At 45.0% G+C, this 21,498-nt stretch carries 19 protein-coding genes and 1 other annotated feature; of the genes, 7 read left to right on the forward strand and 12 right to left on the reverse strand.

The genetic code is table 11. From position 1 onward, the window contains the following. Positions 1–168 precede the first annotated feature (168 nt). The 4 genes from NSS67_RS27675 to NSS67_RS27690 form a co-directional block, all read right to left on the reverse strand. Positions 169–1,125: an ABC transporter permease gene (locus NSS67_RS27675; RefSeq protein ID WP_339316945.1), complete on the reverse strand. Its 957-nt coding sequence runs from the start codon at positions 1,123–1,125 to the stop codon at positions 169–171. After that, positions 1,126–2,199 (reverse strand): ABC transporter permease, encoded by a 1,074-nt coding sequence (locus NSS67_RS27680; protein WP_339316946.1) that lies wholly within the window; start codon positions 2,197–2,199, stop codon positions 1,126–1,128. Then, a complete protein-coding gene (locus tag NSS67_RS27685; protein ID WP_339316947.1) occupies positions 2,192–3,730 on the reverse strand; it encodes an ABC transporter ATP-binding protein in 1,539 nt (512 codons plus the stop codon). The genes NSS67_RS27680 and NSS67_RS27685 overlap by 8 nt, the downstream gene beginning before the upstream one ends. A gap of 180 nt (positions 3,731–3,910) precedes the next feature. Beyond that, positions 3,911–4,966: a BMP family ABC transporter substrate-binding protein gene (locus NSS67_RS27690; protein ID WP_339316949.1), complete on the reverse strand. Its 1,056-nt coding sequence runs from the start codon at positions 4,964–4,966 to the stop codon at positions 3,911–3,913. A gap of 307 nt (positions 4,967–5,273) precedes the next feature. Here NSS67_RS27690 and NSS67_RS27695 point away from each other — a divergent pair, with 307 nt between their 5' ends. After that, positions 5,274–5,816 (forward strand): acyl-CoA thioesterase, encoded by a 543-nt coding sequence (locus NSS67_RS27695; RefSeq protein ID WP_339316950.1) that lies wholly within the window; start codon positions 5,274–5,276, stop codon positions 5,814–5,816. Between the two features lie 140 nt (positions 5,817–5,956). Here the strand turns inward: NSS67_RS27695 and rplT are convergent, their stop codons facing one another. From rplT to NSS67_RS27715, 4 genes are all read right to left on the reverse strand, one after another. Continuing rightward, positions 5,957–6,316, reverse strand: coding sequence for a 50S ribosomal protein L20 (rplT, locus tag NSS67_RS27700; protein ID WP_339316951.1), 360 nt, complete (start codon positions 6,314–6,316; stop codon positions 5,957–5,959). Between the two features lie 31 nt (positions 6,317–6,347). Then, entirely contained in the window at positions 6,348–6,548 is a 201-nt protein-coding gene (gene rpmI / locus NSS67_RS27705) for a 50S ribosomal protein L35 (protein WP_036679507.1), read from the reverse strand. A gap of 60 nt (positions 6,549–6,608) precedes the next feature. Then, positions 6,609–7,106 carry a translation initiation factor IF-3 gene (gene infC / locus NSS67_RS27710; protein ID WP_042125071.1) on the reverse strand — a complete coding sequence of 166 codons (498 nt, stop codon included), beginning with the start codon at positions 7,104–7,106 and terminating at the stop codon, positions 6,609–6,611. A 56-nt stretch (positions 7,107–7,162) separates the two neighbouring features. Beyond that, positions 7,163–7,306 (reverse strand) — a sequence feature (ribosomal protein L20 leader region). Between the two features lie 78 nt (positions 7,307–7,384). Next, on the reverse strand, positions 7,385–8,623 hold the full coding sequence (locus tag NSS67_RS27715) for a glycosyltransferase (RefSeq protein ID WP_339316952.1): 1,239 nt from the start codon (positions 8,621–8,623) through the stop codon (positions 7,385–7,387). Between the two features lie 405 nt (positions 8,624–9,028). Here NSS67_RS27715 and NSS67_RS27720 point away from each other — a divergent pair, with 405 nt between their 5' ends. Both NSS67_RS27720 and NSS67_RS27725 read left to right on the forward strand, forming a co-directional pair. After that, complete coding sequence (locus NSS67_RS27720; RefSeq protein WP_339316953.1) at positions 9,029–9,556, forward strand: phosphatase PAP2 family protein; 528 nt, start codon at positions 9,029–9,031, stop codon at positions 9,554–9,556. Between the two features lie 48 nt (positions 9,557–9,604). Beyond that, positions 9,605–10,720 carry a glycosyltransferase gene (locus NSS67_RS27725; protein ID WP_339316954.1) on the forward strand — a complete coding sequence of 372 codons (1,116 nt, stop codon included), beginning with the start codon at positions 9,605–9,607 and terminating at the stop codon, positions 10,718–10,720. Between the two features lie 94 nt (positions 10,721–10,814). On the opposite strand, the gene trmB is transcribed toward NSS67_RS27725, so the two are convergent. Further along, a complete protein-coding gene (gene trmB / locus NSS67_RS27730) occupies positions 10,815–11,531 on the reverse strand; it encodes a tRNA (guanosine(46)-N7)-methyltransferase TrmB (RefSeq protein ID WP_036679523.1) in 717 nt (238 codons plus the stop codon). Between the two features lie 196 nt (positions 11,532–11,727). Further along, positions 11,728–11,913: a hypothetical protein gene (locus NSS67_RS27735; RefSeq protein ID WP_339316955.1), complete on the reverse strand. Its 186-nt coding sequence runs from the start codon at positions 11,911–11,913 to the stop codon at positions 11,728–11,730. 326 nt (positions 11,914–12,239) lie between these two features. Here NSS67_RS27735 and NSS67_RS27740 point away from each other — a divergent pair, with 326 nt between their 5' ends. From NSS67_RS27740 to NSS67_RS27755, 4 genes are read left to right on the forward strand one after another with little or no spacing between them, the layout of a single operon-like run. Beyond that, positions 12,240–13,196 (forward strand): TIGR01212 family radical SAM protein, encoded by a 957-nt coding sequence (locus tag NSS67_RS27740; protein WP_339316957.1) that lies wholly within the window; start codon positions 12,240–12,242, stop codon positions 13,194–13,196. After that, entirely contained in the window at positions 13,196–13,798 is a 603-nt protein-coding gene (locus NSS67_RS27745) for a class I SAM-dependent methyltransferase (RefSeq protein ID WP_339316958.1), read from the forward strand. Before NSS67_RS27740 ends, NSS67_RS27745 begins: the two co-directional genes overlap by 1 nt. A 47-nt stretch (positions 13,799–13,845) precedes the next feature. Beyond that, positions 13,846–14,814 (forward strand): type I phosphomannose isomerase catalytic subunit, encoded by a 969-nt coding sequence (locus tag NSS67_RS27750; RefSeq protein ID WP_339316959.1) that lies wholly within the window; start codon positions 13,846–13,848, stop codon positions 14,812–14,814. A 27-nt stretch (positions 14,815–14,841) separates the two neighbouring features. Further along, positions 14,842–15,792, forward strand: coding sequence for an alpha/beta hydrolase (locus NSS67_RS27755; RefSeq protein ID WP_339316960.1), 951 nt, complete (start codon positions 14,842–14,844; stop codon positions 15,790–15,792). 1,817 nt (positions 15,793–17,609) lie between these two features. On the opposite strand, the gene NSS67_RS27760 is transcribed toward NSS67_RS27755, so the two are convergent. Next, on the reverse strand, positions 17,610–19,523 hold the full coding sequence (locus NSS67_RS27760) for a B12-binding domain-containing radical SAM protein (RefSeq protein WP_339316962.1): 1,914 nt from the start codon (positions 19,521–19,523) through the stop codon (positions 17,610–17,612). Between the two features lie 15 nt (positions 19,524–19,538). After that, positions 19,539–21,374: a DNA helicase RecQ gene (gene recQ / locus NSS67_RS27765; protein WP_339316963.1), complete on the reverse strand. Its 1,836-nt coding sequence runs from the start codon at positions 21,372–21,374 to the stop codon at positions 19,539–19,541. Positions 21,375–21,498 lie beyond the last annotated feature (124 nt).

Genomic DNA, 21,498 nt, shown 5'->3' on the forward strand with positions numbered 1-21,498 from the left:
GATTCCCATCATCTACGAAACAGTTTATTCGCTGGAAAAGACCTTCGCCTGTACACTTGCCCGCATTTCTCAATGTTTATCCTTGCCCTTCCTAACAAAAAAGCCGCATTTCCGGAATAAGTCCGGAGATGCGGCTTCGTAATGATATAAGCGAAAAAATGAGTAGAGCTAGCGTTTACCAGGATCGTAAGGCTGACCTAAAGCCTTAGGAGCAGCGGAACGACCTACAGCACCCACCAATACAATGATTGTCAATACATAAGGAATCATGAAGATAAACTCTTGTGGAATCCCTTTAGACCACTCAAACAATTGAACATAGTTACGGATCGCTTGGGAAAATCCGAAAAATACAGCAGCACCAAAGGCACCGAGTGGATTCCATTTACCAAAGATCATCGCTGCAATAGCGATAAAACCTTGACCAGAAATCGTATTATGGCCAAAGGTTCCGGTTGTAGTTAAAGTGATTGTAGCACCACCGATACCTGCCAGCAATCCGCTCAGCATTACGCCGATATATCTCATCCGCTTAACCTTGACGCCTAAGGTGTCAGCAGCACTAGGATGCTCACCTACTGCACGTAAACGAAGTCCAAATGGCGTCTTAAACAGCACGAAATAAATAACTATAACTAGCACAATGGCTAGATAAGTGGTCGGATAGGAATTAAATATTCCTTCACCGATCACCGGGATTTTGGACAGTCCAGGAATTGCGACCTTGTGAAATCCATCGAGTAGTGGAGTTTCAGCAGATCCATCAAACAGCAGCTTTACCATATAGAGCGTACTACCTGCGGCTAAAAAGTTAATGACCGTACCACTGATCGTTTGATCCGATTTAAAGGTTATAGCTGCAACTGCATGAATTAGTGAACCAAGTACTCCGACGACCATTGCACAGAGTACCCCAATCCAAGGAGCCCATTCACCCATCCCAGCATCTTGAGCATAATAACCGCCTACTGCTGCTGCAAAGGCACCGAACATCATCAAACCTTCAAGTCCAATATTTACGACACCGGAGCGTTCAGAGAAGATGCCGCCAAGTGAGGCAAAAATGAGCGCTGTGGAAAAAACAAGCGTTGTATTAAGCAGTTGACCTAACGTCTGCAGATCCATCTATAACACCTTCTCTTTCTTGCGCTTGAAGTAAAAGGGCTTAAGCACCCAGCGCACAATCCCTTGTGCCGCAATAAAGAATATGATTGAACCTATAACGATACGAATAAGCTCTGGAGGAACGTCTGCAGCAAAACTCATTCCCGCCGAACCATAAGTCAACGTACCATAGAGAATCGCAGCTAGAACAACACCAAGTGGATGTGTTAATCCAAGAAGCGCAACTGCGATACCATCAAATCCATATCCTGGAGATGCCGCAAACACAGATTGATAATGGAATACACCCAGTACCTCTCCTGCTCCGGCCAACCCTGCAAACACTCCGCTTATGAACATTGCTTTTACAACGTTACGGCCAACATTCATCCCTGCGTATTCGGCAGCATGAGGATTGTAGCCAACAGCACGCATTTCATATCCTTGCTTAGTCTTCCATAAGTAGACATAGAAGAATACTGCTGCGGCAAGGGCAATAGCTGTTCCCCAGTGCAGACGCGCATTGTCAAATAACGAATTCAAGAACGTCATAGAAAGAGAAGCTGGAATATCCTCGGAACGATTCTGCCCCGGAAGTAACAGAAATGCTCTTACGATATAATTCGACAAGTACAGAGCAACCCAGTTTAACATGATCGTGGTAATAACTTCATTAATTCCACGTTTGGCTTTTAAATAGCCAGCGATACCAGCCCACAGACCTCCACATAACCCCGCTATAATAACAGCAAGAGGAACTAATATGAATCCTGGCAAGGCTGCAAATTTAATACCCACCACGGTTGCAGCAGTCATACCAATCATCACTTGTCCGTCTGCCCCGATATTAAACATCCCTGAGCGGAATGCAAAGGCTACGGCTAGACCGGTAAGCATCAAAGGCGTCATTTCGCGCACAGCTTCACCAAAGTTATACAAGTTACCAAATACACGTGTGAACAGTGCGGAGTAAGCAGTTATCGGATCATAACCACCCATAAGCATAACTATTGCTCCCACAAGAAAACCAAGCACGATGGCGACAAGAGGAACGATATAGCTGTCAGTTGTGAAGATTTTTTTGAACTTATTCAACTGTCTTACCTCCCCGCTTCAAGCTGCCTGCCATCATAAGACCCAGTTCCTGATCATTAGTATCCTGCGGGAACACTTCACCGACGATTTTACCTTCATAGATAACAGCAATTCTGTCAGATACATTCATAATCTCGTCCAATTCAAACGAAATGAGCAATACAGCTTTCCCTTGGTCACGCTGAGCAATAAGCTGCTTTTGAACAAACTCGATCGCACCAACATCTAGACCGCGTGTTGGTTGTGCTGCAATGAGTAATGTCGGATCTTTATCTATTTCCCGAGCAATAATCGCTTTCTGTTGATTTCCGCCGGATAGAGAACGTGCCTTGGTCTGAATTGAAGGGGTACGCACATCAAATTGCTGTACTAGACCCTCCGCATACTTATCAATTACATCATTTTGCATAAAGCCATTTTTGTTATATGGACTCTTATAGTAAGTTTCCAGAACCATATTCTCACTCACGGAGAAATCAAGCACCAAACCATGCTTATGACGGTCCTCAGGAATATGAGATACATTCATCTCCGTAATCTTGCGCGGGGATAAATTGGAAATCTCGCTTCCTGACACCTTAATAGAACCAGAATCAATTTTGCGCAGACCTGTAATGGCTTGAATTAGTTCACTTTGTCCATTGCCGTCTACACCAGCTATTCCGAGAATTTCTCCTGCTTTCACTTCAAAGCTAAGGCCGTCCAGCACCGAGACACCGTCTTTACTCTTGCTGTTAACATCCTTCAGCTCGAGTACAGTTTCGCCAACTTCAGGAGCTTTCTTGTCCACCTTGAAGGTTACGCCACGTCCTACCATCTTCTCAGCCAGCTCATTTGGATTAGTCTCAGCGGTATTAACAGTATCAATTACTTTTCCGCGTCTAATAATGGTGACTCGATCAGATATTTGCATAATTTCTTTAAGTTTATGCGTTATCAGAATAATAGATTTTCCCTCTGCAACAAGCCGCTTCATAATCGCCATCAATTCTGTAATTTCTTGAGGCGTAAGTACTGCAGTCGGCTCATCAAATATGAGAATATCCGCTCCGCGGTACAGGGTCTTCATAATTTCTACCCTTTGCTGCATACCCACAGAAATGTCATGAATGACGGCATTTGGATTCACTTGCAGGCCATATTGCTCCGATAGCTTCCGAACCTGTTCCGCAGCGGATTTATAGTCAATTTTAAGACCTTTCTTCGGCTCCATCCCAAGAACGATATTCTCAGTAACCGTAAAAGGTTCCACAAGCTTGAAATGCTGATGCACCATACCAATACCAAGCTCAATCGCTTTATTGGGGTTATCAATAATAACCGGTTTCCCGTCGATTTCAATACTACCTTCATCCGGTTGGTACAATCCAAATACGATATTCATTAGAGTTGATTTACCTGCACCATTCTCACCGAGCAATGCAAGGATCTCACCCTTCTTTAACGTCAAGCTAATGGAATCGTTAGCAACAATACCGGGAAATCGTTTTGTGATTTGCTTCAACTCTACGACTGGAGCCGCAGCACTCATGGAATCACCCTCATCACAGAAATATATAACTACCATGTAGACACGGATGTACCGCCCTTTTCAAGGCGGTATAACAGTGTCTAACTTATTATAACCAGTGCTTTAACAAGGAATAAGGCCAGCGCATAACCGGCCTTATTCCTTGTTGCTTATTGTAATCCGATAAATAAAAGGGAGATACTACTCTGCAGGAACTGTAATCGTTCCATCAATGATTTGTTTTTTGAAGTCTTCAACTTTAGCCAAGATTTCTTCAGAAACGTTTACTTTAGATGTATCAGAGATACCTACACCATTGTCCTTCAAACCAAGAACAGTTGTAGTACCACCTTTGAAAGTACCATCGATTACTTCTTTGGAAACCTTCATTACAGCTTCGTCAACACGTTTGATCATGGAAGTCAAAGTTACGTCAGTACCAAACTCAATGGATTGGTCTTTATCTACACCGATAACCCATACTTTAGCACCGCCAGCTTTGTTACGGGATTTAGCTTCGTTGAATACGCCATTTCCTGTTGCACCAGCAGCAGGGAAGATGATGTCATTACCATCGTTATACAATGTAGCTGCAAGTGATTTACCAGTATCTGGTTTGTCATATGCGCCTGCATAAGTAATTGTAACTTTAGCTTCAGGGTTAACTGCCGCTACACCAGCTTTGAATCCTACTTCAAAACGTTTGATTACTGGGCTTTCCATACCGCCAATAAAAGCTACCTTGTTAGTTTTTGTAGTCAAACCAGCAACCACACCAACCAAGAAGGAACCTTCGTTCTCAGAGAAAGTAACGGATGCTACGTTAGGAGCATCTACTACGCTATCGATAATTGCCAAGTTAGCATTTGGGTTCTCACCAGCAACTTTTTTAATTGCGTCGCCAAGATCAAAACCGATACCCCAAGTCAAGTTGTAGCCATCTTTAACGAATTGGTTAAGGTTTGGCTCATAGTCAGCATTGGATTTACTTTGCAAATATTTAACGGAAGCGCCAGTTTCTTTATCAAGAGCTTGTAGTGCTTCCCATGCCGATTGGTTAAACGATTTATCGTTTACGCCACCGATGTCAGTAACCATACCAAATTTGAAATCAGATTTCGCGGCGTTTGTTCCACCATTTGTTCCTGCATTAGTCTCGCCATTTGCAGCATTCTTAGTGTTGTTGTTTCCGCAACCGGCCAATACAACTGTGAATGCCAGCAACATTACAAGAGATAATTTGAAAACTTTTTTCATTGAATGTGATCCCCCTTAAAATATTGGATGTCATCTGTGTTCTGCTTGGACATTCCATAGATCAAATTATAACTGCAATAAAATCTAAAATCCAGTCCATAAATGACCTCAGGTCAATAATAATTTGTACTTTTTCGTAAGTAACCGCTTTCCATAACACGGCATGTTATCATCATGTCTAGATGATGTTAGAGAACCTTAATTCCCTCTGTATAGTATTGCAACATATTACAAATATTATTGCACACTTATGTGTTTTCTATTATTATGATTGCTTAGTAATTGCACTGAAAGGAAGTTATTAGACATGACCGATGAAAAAAATCCACAACCGATGCCGGCTTTTAAGTATTGCCGTGAATCACGCGTTTTCAAAACGGGACGCGTTTTCCCTAATGATGTCAATAATCACAAAACATTGTTTGGCGGCAAGCTCATGAGTGGCATTGATGAAGTAGCCTCCATTTCAGCTATGCGCCATTGCCGTGCTAACGTCGTCACAGCCTCTACAGACTCTGTCGACTTCTTGAGGCCAATCCGACCTACAGACTCCGTATGCTTCGAATCCTTCGTTTCCTGGACCGGACGTACAAGCATAGAGGTATTCGTAAAGATCATTTCAGAAAATCTATACACTGGTGAGCGCGCTGTCGCTGCCACTTCATTTCTTACCTTTGTCGCAGTCGAGGAGGATGGTACCCCCACTCCGGTTCCTGCTATTATCCCAGAGACCGACGAAGAAAAGCTGATCAACGAATCAGCTAATGAACGTTCAGAGCTACGGAAAGTAAGAAGAGCCATCAGTAAAAAGCTCGCTGCCGAGCTCAATACTGTGAAGTACTGGGAATAACTCTGCATCAAGCAGAGTTATTTTCCTCATTTCTTAACAATAGAGGAATAATCTCCTCATTCTATACACTTCATACCGCACAAAAAAGCACCGCTGCATGGGCAACCCGCAGGCGGTGCTTTTCGATTATATCACAACACTTACGCGTTGATTTTCTCTTTGGCAATACCAGCCAATGAGTTGAATGCGTTAAGATCATTTACAGCTAGATCAGCCAGCATCTTACGGTTAACTTCTACACCAGCCAATTTCAGGCCGTATACAAGCTTGCTGTAAGAAAGACCATTCATACGAGCTGCTGCATTAATACGAACGATCCACAGTCTGCGGAAGTTACGTTTAGTTTGACGACGGTCGCGATAAGCGTAAACCATCGATTTCATTACTTGTTCTTTAGCTGTTTTAAAAATGCGGTGTTTAGAACCGAAATAACCTTTTGCCAATTTCAATACTTTTTTATGTCTACGACGAACTACAAATCCGCCCTTAACTCTTGCCATATTAATAAACCTCCCAAAAATGTGTGATAAACTATTTCAAGTTAGCCAATCCTTGTTTCAAACGTCTTACATCCCCAGGGGCCATTACTGGATTACCGTTCAGAACGCGCTTAGCGCGTTTAGATTTGTGGGACAGCAAGTGGTTTTTGTGAGCTTTGTAACGTGTTACTTTACCAGTTCCGGTAATTTTGAAGCGGCCTTTCAGGCTGCTATGTGTTTTCATCTTAGGCATGGTGTTTCCTCCTTGAATATTATGCGGCGCCAAATTGCAGGTAAGCAAGTGACTCCATGTTTATTGGGCTTTAGGAGCCAAAATCATAATCATGCTGCGACCTTCCAGCTTAGGCTGGCGCTCAACAACAGATATATCAGCCACTTCGTTCTTAACACGCTCGAGGATTTTTTGACCGATATTTGCATGTGTAATCTCACGTCCGCGGAAACGCACGGAGCACTTTACTTTATCGCCTTCACCCAAGAACTTGATTACATTGCGGAACTTAGTTTGATAATCATGTTCCTCAATGTTAGCACGGAACCAGACTTCCTTGATATCAACGATCTTCTGGTTCTTACGCGCTTCCTTCTCTTTCTTCTGCGTTTCATAACGGAACTTGCCGTAATCCATGATGCGGCATACCGGCGGCTTAGCCTGTGGTGCTACATTGACTAAATCTAGATTAAGATCGATCGCCATTTGCAACGCTTCGCGGATCGGTTTAATTCCGATTTGTTCACCTTCCGCACCAACCAACCGTACCTCTTTGGCCCGAATTTCATCATTGATCATATGTTCCTTACTGATAACTCTCCACCTCCGGATCTTTTTAACAACTATTCTGCCCTACTCCATAAAAAAGGGGTGTCGGTAACACCCGACACCCCGTGTTTGATCAACGTTCATGAACATTAACATTCATAAAGCATTGAGATCAAAACCAGCCGGCATTATGCCAGTCAGGTGAGAAGCAGGTGCTTCTTCTTGCAATCCCTATGATTTGCGTACTTGAATACTATACAACACTCCATTCGGAGTGTCAATTCTTTTATTCAAAATTCCTAGATAACTTAAACCTGCTTGCTCTGCACTTCTTCAAGTCTTACGACACGCGTATGCTTGGTGTGGCTCCATTGCTTGTTGTTCTGCGTGAAGAACGCATAGAACGTAATAGGATACCAAGAGATCAGGTAAATTGGGAAGAACACCAGATAAGCGTACACCTTCTTAAATTTAACCTTCTCCAAAGCCATTGCAATCCCAAAGGTCACCAGATTCAAGCCAATAGCAAGGAAGCCAAGCCAGACTGGCAAGCTGCCGTAAATATTTGCGATATTCGGTCCGTTAAAGATGGCCATATCCACCCACATTACCGCCGTCATTAAAAAGGTGAGCAATACAATATATACATTCGCTCCGTAAAGCGCGAGGTCAAACTTCGTTAAGCTGCGTTCCTTAATACTTTGCCAAAGTAATGGAAAAAAATAACGACGTGCTACAGTAAAGTGTCCCTGCATCCAGCGCAGACGTTGTCTTGATGAGGCCTTGAAAGTCAGAGGCTTCTCGTCAAATACCTTTGCGTCATAATTGAATTTAGGATATACACCATGAGATGCACTGCGCATCGTGAACTCCAGATCCTCAACCAAGCTTGTAGCTCCCCAGCCCATTTCTTTAAGAAGAGCAGTCTCGAAGCACATTCCTGTTCCGCCAAGGAAGTTCGCCATATTTAAATTATGGCGTGAAAGTTGCCACAAACGGTTAATATACCAATACGATACACCATACGCTGCAGTAATCCAGGAATCTTCTGGATTCTTAGTGTCAATATAGCCTTGGATAACACGTGCTCCTGAACAAAGATCATTATTCATCTCCATTAGGAACTCGGTATGTGCCAGATTATCGGCATCAAACATTACGACTGCATCATATTGACGCGGCATGCTCCACAGCTCTTTGAGCATCCATTCAATAGCATAACCTTTACCTCTCAGATTCGGGTTAGTGCGGACACAGGCATTCATTCCGTGCTCTCTAACAATGCGAGCTGTACCATCTGTACAATTGTCACAAATTACAAATACGTCAAACAATTCTGAAGGATAGTTAAGCTGCTTCAGGTTCTCCATTAATGCGCCGACGACTTCTTCCTCATTATGTGCGGCAACAAGTACTGCAAATGTTTTTTCCGGCTTATACTTTGTCTTTGTCTTTTTCTTGTGCAGACCAAATAACGAAAAGGTAAACTGATAAACTGCGATTGCTGCCAAGATCACTTGGAGCGTAACAAACAGTGCGTCTGTCATGACCTTTTTGATGCCCCCTTTTTTCACTCTCGGTGTTCTTTTTTTTCTCTAGCTTGCTTGACGTTCCTTCTGACCCTTTTGTTGCATCCCTTAACAATAAACCAAGAGTATCTTCTTATTCTCGGCAGACTTCACAATTTTTATATATACTGTTCAAAAGAATTGTATTGGAATCCATTGTTTACGGATCCTTATTTATCTCTTACCCTTTTAAACATGTTTAGCCCGCTTGAATCATTGTAAAGCGTAAGCCGCTCTAAGTCAAAACTAGCAATTTTCTAGCAAACCTGAGCTTTTCCTTGAAATGGACTACCTTAAAAAAGTATGATTAAGACAGATCTATGCTTAAAAACAGACTACACATATGTAGCTGTTATCGGTAGCCGACTAGCGGAGGGACAAAATATGAGACATTTATTTATGAAACTACATCTCTGGGAGCGGCACCTTTTCCAATGGATCAACGGACGAATGCACAATCGCTTTCTGAACTTCTGGCTCTTCTATCTCACTCATTTGGGTGGGGCTACAAGCACGATTGTTATCAATATACTTATATGGGCATTTGCTCCTCAGCCGTGGAGAACTACTAGCCTGCAAGCACTGACAGCTCTAGCTGTCAGCCATATTCCTGTTGCTGTCGCCAAAAAGATGTATCCACGCATGCGTCCATATTTGGCGCTACCGGATACGAACACATTTCGTAACCCGCTAAAGGATCATTCTTTTCCTTCTGGTCATACTACAGCTATCTTTGCTTCAACGGTCCCATATATGGTAGCCTTTCCTGCTTTGACCTTTATTCTGCTGCCATTGGCCTTTATTGTTGGATTTTCTCGCATTTATCTGGGATTGCATTATCCGTCAGATGTTATTGCAGGAGGATTGATCGGATCCTGTGTCGCAGCGGGCACTATAGCCCTATGGGTCTAAAGCATTAACAGTAAACCGGGAAAACCTTTGAGAATAGGTGAATCAACATTGCGTAAAAAAAGAATTTTAATACTCTCGGAAGGCTTTGGCGCAGGACATACACAAGCAGCTTATGCGCTGTCGAGCAGTCTGCGCCAATTGTCACCCAATTTACAAACAAAGGTGCTAGAGCTTGGTAATTTCCTAAATCCCAAGATGGCACCCATTATTCTATCCGCTTACCGAAAGACGGTAACGACACAGCCTAAGCTGATGGGTTACGTCTACCGTCATCAGAAATCATTTAATCGTCTTACCACGCTTGCCCTGCATCGCATATTTTATACGCATACCAAGAATATTGTTATACAACTGAAACCAGATGTTATAGTCTGTACACATTTCATTCCGGCTGCTGTAGTTTCTCGTCTGAAGAGAGTAGATCCTCCCCTAAATGTACCGCTTGTAACCGTTATAACGGATTATGACGCACATGCCAGCTGGATCAGCCCTGAGGTAGACCGTTATCTGGTATCAACACCTGAGGTTAAATCCAAATTGTGTATGCGGAACATTCCAGCTGCGAAAATTCAGGTCACTGGTATACCAGTACACCCTAACTTTTGGCAGCATCCTGGAAAGCAGAAGATTCGTGAGCAATTCAATCTGAAGGATATTCCCACAGTACTAGTCATGGGCGGCGGCTGGGGGATCATGAACGATCAGGTTGTAAATACCTGTCTGGCAGACTGGCGAGATAAGATTCAGATTGTCTTTTGTCTCGGAAATAACGATAAGCTGCTACGTGAAATGAAAGAAGATCCGCGCTTTAATCATCCACATATTTCCTTGATCGGATTTACACGTGAGATTGATAAGCTAATGGAAGTATCCGACCTGTTAGTTACCAAACCAGGCGGAATGACCTGCAGTGAAGGGCTAGCTAAGGGAATTCCAATGCTTTTCTATCATCCTCTGCCTGGGCAGGAGGAAGAGAATTGTCGATATTTCACCGCAGCTGGTTTCGGAGAGCCGATAGGATCTTTAGACGTAGTTGTAATGTGGATGAAGCGCCTCTTAAACAACTACGAGGACGTGCAGAATAAGCGAAAACTTCATCTTGAGGAAATCGCCCGCCACCACCCATTGCAATGCGCTCAGAGCATTATCGAATTATTGGAATAGCAACTAATTAAAGCGGCAAGCCTCCTCATCCCAGGAGACTTGCCGCTTTATTGTTGGACTACTGGACTACTGAGATAGGAATAACCCTGTGTAACTACAGCCGATATTTATCCAATCGAGTAGCTTGATACTGTTTGAGCGCTTCTGCACCTACAATCGCCTCGCAACGATGGATATTCACGCCACGTCCGACAAATTTCGTCTCGTATTCCGTCATGATATGATCCTCATTTATGATACCGTCTGCATGTAGGTCCAAAGAAATATTTTTCATCTGTAAGCCAAAGTCCGCAAATGCATTTAATGAGAACTCAAAAAGACTGCGGGAATCTGTTTTTAGATGAATTTCACCTAAGTCGCTTAGCAGCCCACGATATTTGTCAAGAAAACGCGGGTGTGTCAAACGACGTCGAGCATGCTTACTCTTAGGCCACGGATCACTGAAGTTAAGATAAATTCGTTCCAGCTCTCCAGGAGCAAATACTTCCTCTGCATAATCAATATTGGCCAGTGCCAATTTCAGGTTAGGCGGCGTCTCATGACCTGCCGGCTCCCATACTGCTCTAGCCTTATCTCCAGCACGGCGAATCAGCTCATCATACATATCAACTCCGATAAAATTAATATCGGGATATTTGAAGCTCATTTGGCTGATAAACTGTCCCTTGCCCATTCCGAACTCCACATGGATCGGATGATCGTTTCCGAACAGCTTGGACCACTCACCTTTATAACTTCTAGGGTCAAGAATGACTAGATCGGTCTGTTCTTCCAAACTTTCACGTATTCCTTTTCTTCCGCGTAAACGCATAGGTTTTCCTCCGATTATCTCTTATACGATAACTGTCACTTGCAATATTGTGCCGAAATTGTCCCGAAAAGTAAAGGGATTGGTGCAAAAAAGAAAAAGGAATTCTCTGGTTCAGCTCTTAAAGAAGCTGTTCAGAGGAATTCCTGTCTTGTTGTATATTTGGAATTAGGGTCCGTTTTTGTCAGGCACATGTGATCTACTTAGTGTTTGAGTTATAAGTAAATGTCTTTTTTTCGAACGCACTACGAATCTTACGTTGAGCATCTGTCTTGATCTTAGGGTTTCCATTAAATTCCACACCTGTTAGAGCAAGAGCTTCATCTGGTGTTAAATGGACTTCAATCGAATCTTTACCCTCAGCATATACCGTTTGAGAATTCATCGCTATCACCTCACGGTTATTATTATGGACCGGACGACACGAAATTATGAACTCCAAGCTGAATTTCTTCAATGCCACAGCAGCTTTTCACACTCTGAATATAACATACTATGTAAGCATTTACAAGCCGAAACAGCCCTTTCAGCGGCCTATTTTTCATGCCATTCCTTGGAGCGAAGTTACGTCGAGCTCGGTTTTTTGATACAATGAACTGGATTATAAAGAAACGGCTGTGCGTTCTTATATAAAAGGATGCTAACCGTCTCAGAAAAATATAAGGATTAAGGAAACTTATCCATGATTATATTTTCAGAAAGGAGATACTCTTGTCAAATCTTCAATACACTTCCCCTCCGTTACTGTGGGGGGATAAACGTTTCCATACTTGGAATTACGAAATGCGTGAGCACATGAATACTAAGGTATTCAAAGTTATGCTCGATGCCGGCTTTACCTGCCCTAACCGTGATGGCTCCATCGCTAAAGGCGGCTGCACCTTTTGCAGTGCCAGAGGTTCTGGTGATTTTGCGGGAAGTCGCCGGAATGATCTCGTCACTCAATTCAATACAATCCGTGACAAACAGCATCTGAAATGGCCAAATGCTAAATACATCGGATATTTTCAGGCCTATACCAATACGTACGCTCCTGTCGAAGAGCTGAGAGAATATTACGAAGTTATTTTGCAGCAGCCAGGTGTCGTTGGATTATCTATTGCTACACGTCCTGACTGTTTGCCAGATGATGTTGTAGAATATTTAGCGGAGCTAAACGAGCGCACGTATCTGTGGGTAGAGATGGGTCTCCAGACTATACACGACTCCACTTCTGAGCTAATTAATCGGGCTCACGATAGCCAGTGTTATGTAGATGCTGTTGAGAAGCTGCGGCGTCACGGCATTCGTGTCTGCACCCATATCATTCACGGTCTCCCACAGGAGACGCATGAAATGATGCTCGAAACGGTATCTGCTGTGGCTCGCATGGATGTGCAAGGAATTAAGATTCACCTTCTGCATCTCATGCGTAAAACACCAATGGTGAAGCAATACGAAGCTGGTTTGCTACGATTCATGGAGCAGGACGAGTATGTGAAGCTGATTGCCGATTCACTGGAAATTCTGCCACCCGAGATGATTGTGCACCGTCTGACTGGGGACGCGCCTCGTGATCTTTTAGTCGGTCCGATGTGGAGTCTCAAGAAGTGGGAAGTGCTAAATGCCATTGACGATGAGCTTGTAGCTCGTGATACTTGGCAGGGTAAGTATTGGAGGAAGAGCTAATGGGCTTTATGTCCGTTCTAAGCTTTGCTCATAAATTAATCTCTGAGCGACTGACCCTAGGTGACCGAGCGATTGATGCTACTGTAGGTACAGGTGCTGATACGCTCTTTCTAGCCAAAACTACTGGAGCTCGCGGGGAAGTCTACGGCTTCGACATCCAAGCTGCGGCGCTGAAGCTGGCTGAAGAGCGTCTGAGGCTTGCAAGGGAAGAAACTTCCTCGCTCTCTGCCGTCACCTTGCTGGAACGTAGTCACGCCGAAATGGCAGAAGCTGTCCCAGCAATCTGGCATGGCACCGTCGGTGCGGTAATGTTCAATCTTGGCTACTTGCCTTCAGGCGATGCCGACAAGAATATCATTACTCAGCCGGACAGCTCTATTGCAGCCTTGGAGGCTTCCCTCCAGTTACTGCGTCCAGGGGGGATCATTACGGCTGTTCTTTATCCCGGCCATGCAGGCGGGGATAAAGAAGCCGCTACTGTTGAATCATGGGCAGCACAAGTATCCCCTCTAGTGGCGCAGAGCATTGTTTATCGCCAGCTGCAGCGCACGGATTCACCTTATGTAATTGCGCTCGAGAAGAAAAAAAAGAGTCCCCTTTAAAACTGTAAGTAATCAAACCATCAAATATTGGGAAGGAAGATATGTTAATGACACAACCATATCCTTTGAAATTTCAACCGGAGTTTAAAGAACGTGTGTGGGGAGGCCGCGCGCTGGAGAAATTCGGCCTAGATCTGCCAGAGGGACATATTGGTGAAGGCTGGATGATCGCCGATCACCCAAATGGCACATCTTCGGTGGTAAACGGAGAGTTAGCCGGTCAAGGCTTGGATCAAATTCGTGAACAGTTCGGCCATGAATGGTTCGGAAGCAAAGGGATTTCAGAGGCGGGCGGAAGATTCCCTCTACTAATCAAATTGCTGGATTGCAACGACAATCTTTCCATACAAGTCCACCCTACAGATGATTATGAGGGATTGCCAAAAGGTGAACTGGGCAAAACAGAGATGTGGTACGTGTTAGATGCTAAGCCAGGTGCCAAGATCATCTATGGTCTTAAAGATGGCGTGGATCGTGAAACATTACGCGAAGCACTGGAAAAAGGCACCGTTATGGATAGCCTTCAGGAAGTATCCGTCTCCGCAGGAGACTCGTTCTATATCCCAGCCGGAACCGTTCATGCGCTATGCGCTGGTGTCGTTGTAGCAGAGATTCAGCAGAATTCCGACACTACATATCGCATTTATGACTATGACCGTCCAGGTCTGGACGGAAAGCCACGCGAGCTTCATATCGAAGATTCACTTAATGTTACGGCCTATGAAGGCGCCGGAGCTACTTCGATGAAGACAGATAACGCAGTCCCTGGAGAGTGGCTGCAACTTGCCGCTTCGCCATATTTCATCGTAGAAAAAGGAATCGTAAATGGTTCATGGGGCCTCACCACTACAGAAGACAGCTTCACTATTCTGGTAATCTGTGAAGGCAGCGGACATCTTACTTGGGATGGCGGATCCCAGCCTTATGCCGCAGGGGAATGCTATCTGATTCCTTCCAGCCTCGGCCGTTACGCTATCGAAGGTCATTCTACTGTGCTTCGCTCTTATTTACCATAAGTCGAGAACCTTTAGGAGGAATGGACCATGAAGGAGAATAGCTTTACCCTAACGGATCCCATAGGTGTAACTATCCATGTCTATGAATGGTTACCTGAGCCCGATGTTCCAGTTAGGGGAATCGTGCAAATTTCGCATGGCATGTGTGAAACAGCTGCTCGTTATGCTCGTTTTGCGGAAGCATTAACCGGAGTGGGTTATGCAGTATATGCCAATGACCATCGGGGACATGGTAAAACCGCTGGTCAGGTCAATCTGCTTGGAGACGTTGGTGAGAACGGATTTTATTGGATGCGGCGTAATCTCCTTCAAGTCGCTGCCACAGCGCTTTCTAGACATGAAGGAAAGCCCATCATTCTATTCGCTCATAGCATGGGCTCCTTTCTGGCCCAAAAGCTGATGTGTGAAGAAGGAAACGAAATCTATGCAGGGTTTATCCTAAGCGGTACGAATGGTCCACGTGGGATGCTCCGCCTTGGTGAATCTCTTGCTAGTGCACAGCTTAAGTTAAAGGGCGATCATCACCGCAGTGTCCTGCTGAATAGCTTGGTATTCGGCAGTTACAACCGTGCCTTTTCTCCGGTAAGAACAGCCTATGACTGGCTGAGCAGTGATACCGCGGAAGTAGACAAGTTTATTTCCGATCCATTCTGCGGAGCTATTTGTACGACACGCTTTTTCCGTGATTTCTTCCACCTTCTTAGGGAAATCCATTCTGAGGAGTCTTTGTCTACATTATGTAAAGACAAGCCTATTTATATTTTCGCTGGCGATAAGGATCCCGTTGGAATGAATGGTCAGGGTATTCTCCGACTTGCGGAGTTGTATAAGAAACGAGGGATCTCGGACGTAGAGCATCGGCTCTACCCAGGAGGCAGACATGAAATGCTTAATGAGGTGGACCGGGATCAAGTTACAGCTGATGTACTCAGCTGGCTAGACCAGCATCTTCCTTCAGAGGTTACGACTACAAGTTAAGAGAACAAACAGGGGTGTCCCAACTAGCCATTTCACGGCTTTTGGGACACCCCTTATTTTTGATTAGGATAAACATTGGCACTTGGTGTGGGAGCCCCACGAACAGACCGTTGTTCCAATCGCTGTTGTCTCCAGATTTTATTTATTTCCCTTAGCGGTGAAAATCTGGAGACAACGGCGAACGCTCCGCTTTTCCACAATCAGTCTGTTCGCTCCGCTTCTTTGAGCAGAAAGTTTCTACAATCAAAAAAACGTAGGAACGCAAACTTACCAGCTTCCGCAGCATTTTCGCAAACGAAAGCATTACAACCGCTCGCGCCACATTAGGCATACCTGATACACAGCACTTACGGTCTCAGAAGAAGCTATTTGCTCATTTTTAGCCTTTGGAGCTTGATTTCGGACTCCAGTGCAGCTATTCCTTCGAAAGAAGCTCATTTTCACTGGTTTTCGTGCTAATAGCGACTATGGAGTCCGTTAGATGAACAAATGTGGGGAAATCTCGCTTTTAAGGTCATCTGGGTCCGATAGCGCTAAGGCATCTGGATCCGTTAGGACTATGTCATCACCATTCTCCGGCGCTTACGGACCCAGATGAAGCTATTTGCTCACTTTTAGGCTTTTTAGCTTGGTTTCGGACTCCAGTGCAGCTATTCCTTCGAAAGCAGCTCATTTTCACTGGTTTTTGTGCTAATAGTGACTATGGAGTCCGTAAACATCGCAAATGTGGGGAAATCTCGCTTTTAAGGTCATCTGGGTCCGATAGCGCTAAGGCATCTGGATCCGTTAGGACTATGTCATCACCATTCTCCAGCACTTTCGGACCCAGATGAAGCTATTTGCTCATTTTTAGCCTTTTCAGCTTGATTTCGGACTCCAGTACAGCTATTCCTTCGAAAGAAGCTCATTTTCACTGGTTTTCGTGCTAATAGCGACTATGGAGTCCGTTAGATGAACAAATGTGGGGAAATCTCGCTTTTAAGGTCATCTGGGTCCGATAGCGCTGAGTCATCACCATTCTCCACCACTTTCGGACCCAGATGATGCTATTCGCTCATTTTTAGCCTTTGGAGCTTGATTTCGGACTCCAGTGCAGCTATTCCTTCGAAAGAAGCTCATTTTCACTGGTTTTCGTGCTAATAGCGACTATGGAGTCCGTAAACATCGCAAATGTGGGGAAATCTCGCTTTTAAGGTCATTTGGGTCCGATAGCGCTAAGGCATCACCATGCTCCAACACTTGCGGACTCAGATGAAGCTATTCGCTCATTTTCAGGCTTTTTAGCTTGGTTTCGGACTCCAGTGCAGCTATTCCTTCGAAAGAGGTGCATATTTAGTGTTTTTCGCGCTAATAGCGACTATGGAGTCCGTTAGATGAACAAATGTGTTGAATTCTCGCATTTAAGGTCATCTGGATCCGATAGCGCTAAGGCATCTGGATCCGTTAGGACTATGTCATCACCATTCTCCACCACTTACGGACTCAGATGATGCTATTCGCTCATTTTCAGGCTTTTTAGCTTGGTTTCGGACTCCAGTGCAGCTATTCCTTCGAAAGAGGTGCATATTTAGTGTTTTTCGCGCTAATAGCGACTATGGAGTCCTTTAGATAACAAATGTGGGGAAATCTCGCTATTAAGGTCATCTGGATCCGATAGCGCTAAGGCATCTGGCCGATAACGCTAAGTTCTCTTAGTCCGATAGCATTAAGAGTATCACTATCCTCCAACACTTGCGAATTCAGACGACGCTCGTGCATAAAGCAAAAAAATAGACCGCCCCAAAGGAACGGTCTATCCTCCAAACTCAATCACCCTATCACAAAGGCAGCGTATAGTATTGAGCGCGTTGACTTTCGTTCTGCTGGTACATCACGATTAGCAGCGTGCGGCCTTCTCGAACGGAAGAAGGTTCAGCTACGGCTACAGCCGAACTTGTAGTTTGGACACACTCTTCTAAACCACTATCTGTGACTCCCTGTAATAGCGACTCTGTAGAGGATACAGTCCCGTCGTTAGCATTGTCAGCTTCAACTTCAGCTTCCTCTGAACCTCCATCTGCCCGCAGACCGCTGATTGATTCCAGCACCGCTTCTAGTGAGAACGGCAGCACTTCAAGTACCGTATACTTTTGCAGCTCTCTTTCACTGAGTCCGGCTTCTGCCAATTGGGCAGAGATTTGTCCCGGATTAGCAGCGATATCCTTCAAGTAACTCGACCAATCCGACTTATCCAGCACGAAATCCCACCAGATTTTGCGAGGCTTATACTTGTGTCCTAGGAAATAATCAAGCTTCATCAACCCAGTAATAATATCCATAGACGGTGTCCCACGATCTATCAAGAAAGACTGCAAACGCGTAAAGAGATCTTCCAGCTGATGCCCAATCTTTTGCCAGCCTCTCTCCTCCCAGTAGTCACCGAACTCCTGAAAGAAATCGAATGGTGAATCAAACACGTGACGGATCAAGTATTTGGCCGTATGATCCATCCGGTGGCTGTTCCAGTATTTCTCCAGCACATCCTCAAGCCGCTTCAAACGGATAATATCCGAGAAGGTCATCATATGACTGCTAAGAATTTCGTAAGGGGCATGTTCCATATACGTGTACTCGTATTTTGCCGCCTGTGCACGCAGACCCGTCCCGCGGAGCATTTTGAGGAATCCGAGCTGCAGCTCTTCCGGCTCCATGACGAATACATCATTAAACGTTTTGCGGAAGGTGGTGTAATCCTCCATTGGAAGCCCCGCGATCAAATCTAGATGCTGGTCAATATTGCGACTTTCCTTGATCTTCATTACTGTACGGGACAGCTTCTTGAAATTCTGGCGACGTTTAACGAGCTCATTCGTCTCATCATTCGTAGACTGTACACCAATCTCAAATCTAAAGATACCCGGAGGCGCATTCTTCGACAGGAAATCAAGAACCTCCGGCCGCATAATATCTGCTGTGATTTCGAACTGAAACACGCAGCCTTGATGATTATCAATCAGAAATTGAAACATTTCCATCGCATAGTTACGGTTAATGTTGAAGGTGCGGTCTAGGAATTTAATGATTTTTGCACCATTTTCAATTAAGTAGAGAAGATCAGACTTCACGCGTTCAATATCATAATAACGCACGCCTACCTCAATACTGGATAAACAGAACTGACAGTTAAAAGGACAACCACGGCTCGTCTCAAAATAAACAATACGTTTACTCAAATCTGGAATATCCTCAGGAAAACGATGCGGTGTAGGCAGCGTATTTAGATCGCTTTTGGGACGAGGTGGATTAACAATGATCTCTTCGCCCTTGCGATAAGCGGCTCCATACACAAAGTGGAACTTGCGATCATCCCGTAGCTCCTGCAGCAGATGGTGAAAAGTCTCTTCTCCATCTCCGTTGACTATAAAATCAATACGAGCTTCTCTTTTCATCCAATGGAGCGGCTCATAAGAAACCTCCGGTCCTCCGAGAACAATCGTAACTTCAGGCATCACTTGCTTAAGGATACCCACTAGCTTGAGTGTCTCTTCGATATTCCAGATATAACAGGAGAAGCCAATCACATCGGGCTGCTTCTGAAACAAGTCGGACACGATATTCATCACCGGATCTTTGATGGTGTACTCAGCCAAATGAATATCATTGAATTCATGCTCACTATATGCTTTTAGCAATCGGATCGCCAGTGAGGTATGGATGTATTTGGCGTTTAATGTGGACAGGATGATTTTCATGCTACACGACCTTTTCTACATTTCATTTTGAAAAAACTCCAGGAATGCCTTACCGTACTTCCTGTATTTCACTTCCCCTACGCCCTTCACTCTCAGCATTTCCGCTTCGGTCTGTGGACAAACCACACTCATCTCACGAAGCGTTGCATCATTAAAAATAATATAAGACGGCACATGCTCTCGGCCCGCCAATTCTCGCCGGATTAGACGGAGCTGCTCGAAGACGGTCTCATTGACCGCCGAAGGTGACAGGTCATGCCCGCGACTACGAACTCGTGTACCGGATGCCGCACCTGCTCGTGATGGCCGCGCCACTCGCTGCATGACCTCACGCTGTCCGCGCAGCACCTCAGCAGCCAAAGGCTGGAGCCGTACTACGGGATATTGTCCTTCCGACAAAGCAAGATATCCTTCAGAGATAAGCACATTGATGCTCTCCGAGATCTCTTTCTCCGTCCGGCTGGACATCGCACCGTGAGTCGGCAGCTTATCAAAGCCATACTGCATCACCTTCTGATTGCGAGAACCTTTAAGCACAGAAGCCACCAACGCTACTCCATAACGTTCCCGCATACGGTGGATGCAGGAGAATATTTTCTGTGCATCAACGGTCATATCTACAAGCTCTCGTTCATCTGTACACGAGCTGCAAATCCCACAGGGCTTGTCCCCATGTGCCTCGCCAAAATAATCCAGCTGAGCACTCCGCAAACAGCGGGTAGTATAGCAATAATCAATCATTTGCTGAAGCTTGCGATATTCGTTAGCTTTGCGGTCCGTATCTTGCGGATTCTGCTCGATCAGAAACTTCTGCGTCATAATATCCTGCGCACTAAAAAGCAGGATACATTCACTAGGCTCTCCGTCACGTCCAGCACGACCTGCTTCCTGAACATAAGCTTCCATGTTTTTTGGCATATTGTAATGAATTACGTAGCGGACATTGGATTTATCAATCCCCATCCCAAAAGCATTCGTGGCCACCATGACCCGGATATCGTCATATAGGAAGCCTTCTTGACTATCTGCCCGCTCCTGATCATTCATACCCGCGTGATAGCGGCCTGCTGCTATTCCAGAAGCTTGCAGTCTCTGATATAGATCATCCACTTCTTTGCGGGTAGCCGCATATACAATTCCCGGCTGGTGAGAATGCGTCGCTGTGTAGTCCATGACGAACTCCCGCTTGTTCTCTCCACGTAGCACGGACATTGCTAGATTATCTCTTCCGAGTCCAGTCATGAAAATACCTGGCTCGCGCAAACGCAGCAGCCGAACCATATCCTCCATAACCTCTGGCGTTGCCGTCGCCGTAAATGCAGCCAAAATAGGCCGCTCTGGCAGCTCGTTCACAAATGGTGATACCGACAGATAGCTTGTGCGGAAATCATGCCCCCACTGAGATACACAGTGTGCCTCATCCACAGCCACGCAGGAAATGGACAATTCAGCCATCTCCAGTCGGAACCAGTCAAGCTCTAGCCTTTCGGGCGCAACATATAGCAGCTTCAAATCGCCCCGGCGGGCAGCCCGAATCCGCTCATTCACTTCTTTTCCGCTCAATGTGCTATTAATAAAGGCTGCCGGAATACCTGCCGTGGTTAACGCGTCCACTTGGTCTTTCATCAGTGAGATCAACGGTGAGATCACCAGTGTCAGCCCGGGTAGCAGCAGTGCAGGAACCTGGTAGCAGATCGATTTCCCGCCCCCTGTAGGTAAAATCCCCAGCGTATCGCGACCCTCCAGCAAGTTCTGAACAATCTTTTTCTGGCCATCCCGAAAGTCTGGATAACCGTAATATTTTTGCAGTTCAGCCTGCGCCTGTTCAATAGTAGGTGCTTGCATCTTCATATCTCTCATAACTCCTTAGGCGTTTCTATCTTTAGTTTAGCGGTCAATGGTGTAATGAGCAACACTCTTGAAGTCGTCCTTCCATTTCTTGTTTTGGAAAATTTACATAAAAGGACTTCTTTTG

The sequence above is a fragment of the Paenibacillus sp. FSL R10-2734 genome (assembly GCF_037963865.1).
Taxonomy (GTDB): Bacteria; Bacillota; Bacilli; order Paenibacillales; family Paenibacillaceae; genus Paenibacillus_AQ.

Excerpts from the sequence above, each read along its gene's own strand:
- NSS67_RS27720 (WP_339316953.1), top strand. The coding sequence starts at position 9,029 with ATGAGACATTTATTTATGAAACTACATCTCTGGGAGCGGCACCTTTTC.
- infC (WP_042125071.1), bottom strand. The coding sequence starts at position 7,106 with ATGATCAATGATGAAATTCGGGCCAAAGAGGTACGGTTGGTTGGTGCG.
- NSS67_RS27745 (WP_339316958.1), top strand. The coding sequence starts at position 13,196 with ATGGGCTTTATGTCCGTTCTAAGCTTTGCTCATAAATTAATCTCTGAG.
- NSS67_RS27690 (WP_339316949.1), bottom strand. The coding sequence starts at position 4,966 with ATGAAAAAAGTTTTCAAATTATCTCTTGTAATGTTGCTGGCATTCACA.
- NSS67_RS27735 (WP_339316955.1), bottom strand. The coding sequence starts at position 11,913 with ATGAATTCTCAAACGGTATATGCTGAGGGTAAAGATTCGATTGAAGTC.
- NSS67_RS27695 (WP_339316950.1), top strand. The coding sequence starts at position 5,274 with ATGACCGATGAAAAAAATCCACAACCGATGCCGGCTTTTAAGTATTGC.
- NSS67_RS27750 (WP_339316959.1), top strand. The coding sequence starts at position 13,846 with ATGACACAACCATATCCTTTGAAATTTCAACCGGAGTTTAAAGAACGT.
- NSS67_RS27755 (WP_339316960.1), top strand. The coding sequence starts at position 14,842 with ATGAAGGAGAATAGCTTTACCCTAACGGATCCCATAGGTGTAACTATC.
- trmB (WP_036679523.1), bottom strand. The coding sequence starts at position 11,531 with ATGCGTTTACGCGGAAGAAAAGGAATACGTGAAAGTTTGGAAGAACAG.
- NSS67_RS27685 (WP_339316947.1), bottom strand. The coding sequence starts at position 3,730 with ATGAGTGCTGCGGCTCCAGTCGTAGAGTTGAAGCAAATCACAAAACGA.
- NSS67_RS27675 (WP_339316945.1), bottom strand. The coding sequence starts at position 1,125 with ATGGATCTGCAGACGTTAGGTCAACTGCTTAATACAACGCTTGTTTTT.
- rplT (WP_339316951.1), bottom strand. The coding sequence starts at position 6,316 with ATGGCAAGAGTTAAGGGCGGATTTGTAGTTCGTCGTAGACATAAAAAA.
- recQ (WP_339316963.1), bottom strand. The coding sequence starts at position 21,374 with ATGAAGATGCAAGCACCTACTATTGAACAGGCGCAGGCTGAACTGCAA.
- rpmI (WP_036679507.1), bottom strand. The coding sequence starts at position 6,548 with ATGCCTAAGATGAAAACACATAGCAGCCTGAAAGGCCGCTTCAAAATT.
- NSS67_RS27760 (WP_339316962.1), bottom strand. The coding sequence starts at position 19,523 with ATGAAAATCATCCTGTCCACATTAAACGCCAAATACATCCATACCTCA.
- NSS67_RS27715 (WP_339316952.1), bottom strand. The coding sequence starts at position 8,623 with ATGACAGACGCACTGTTTGTTACGCTCCAAGTGATCTTGGCAGCAATC.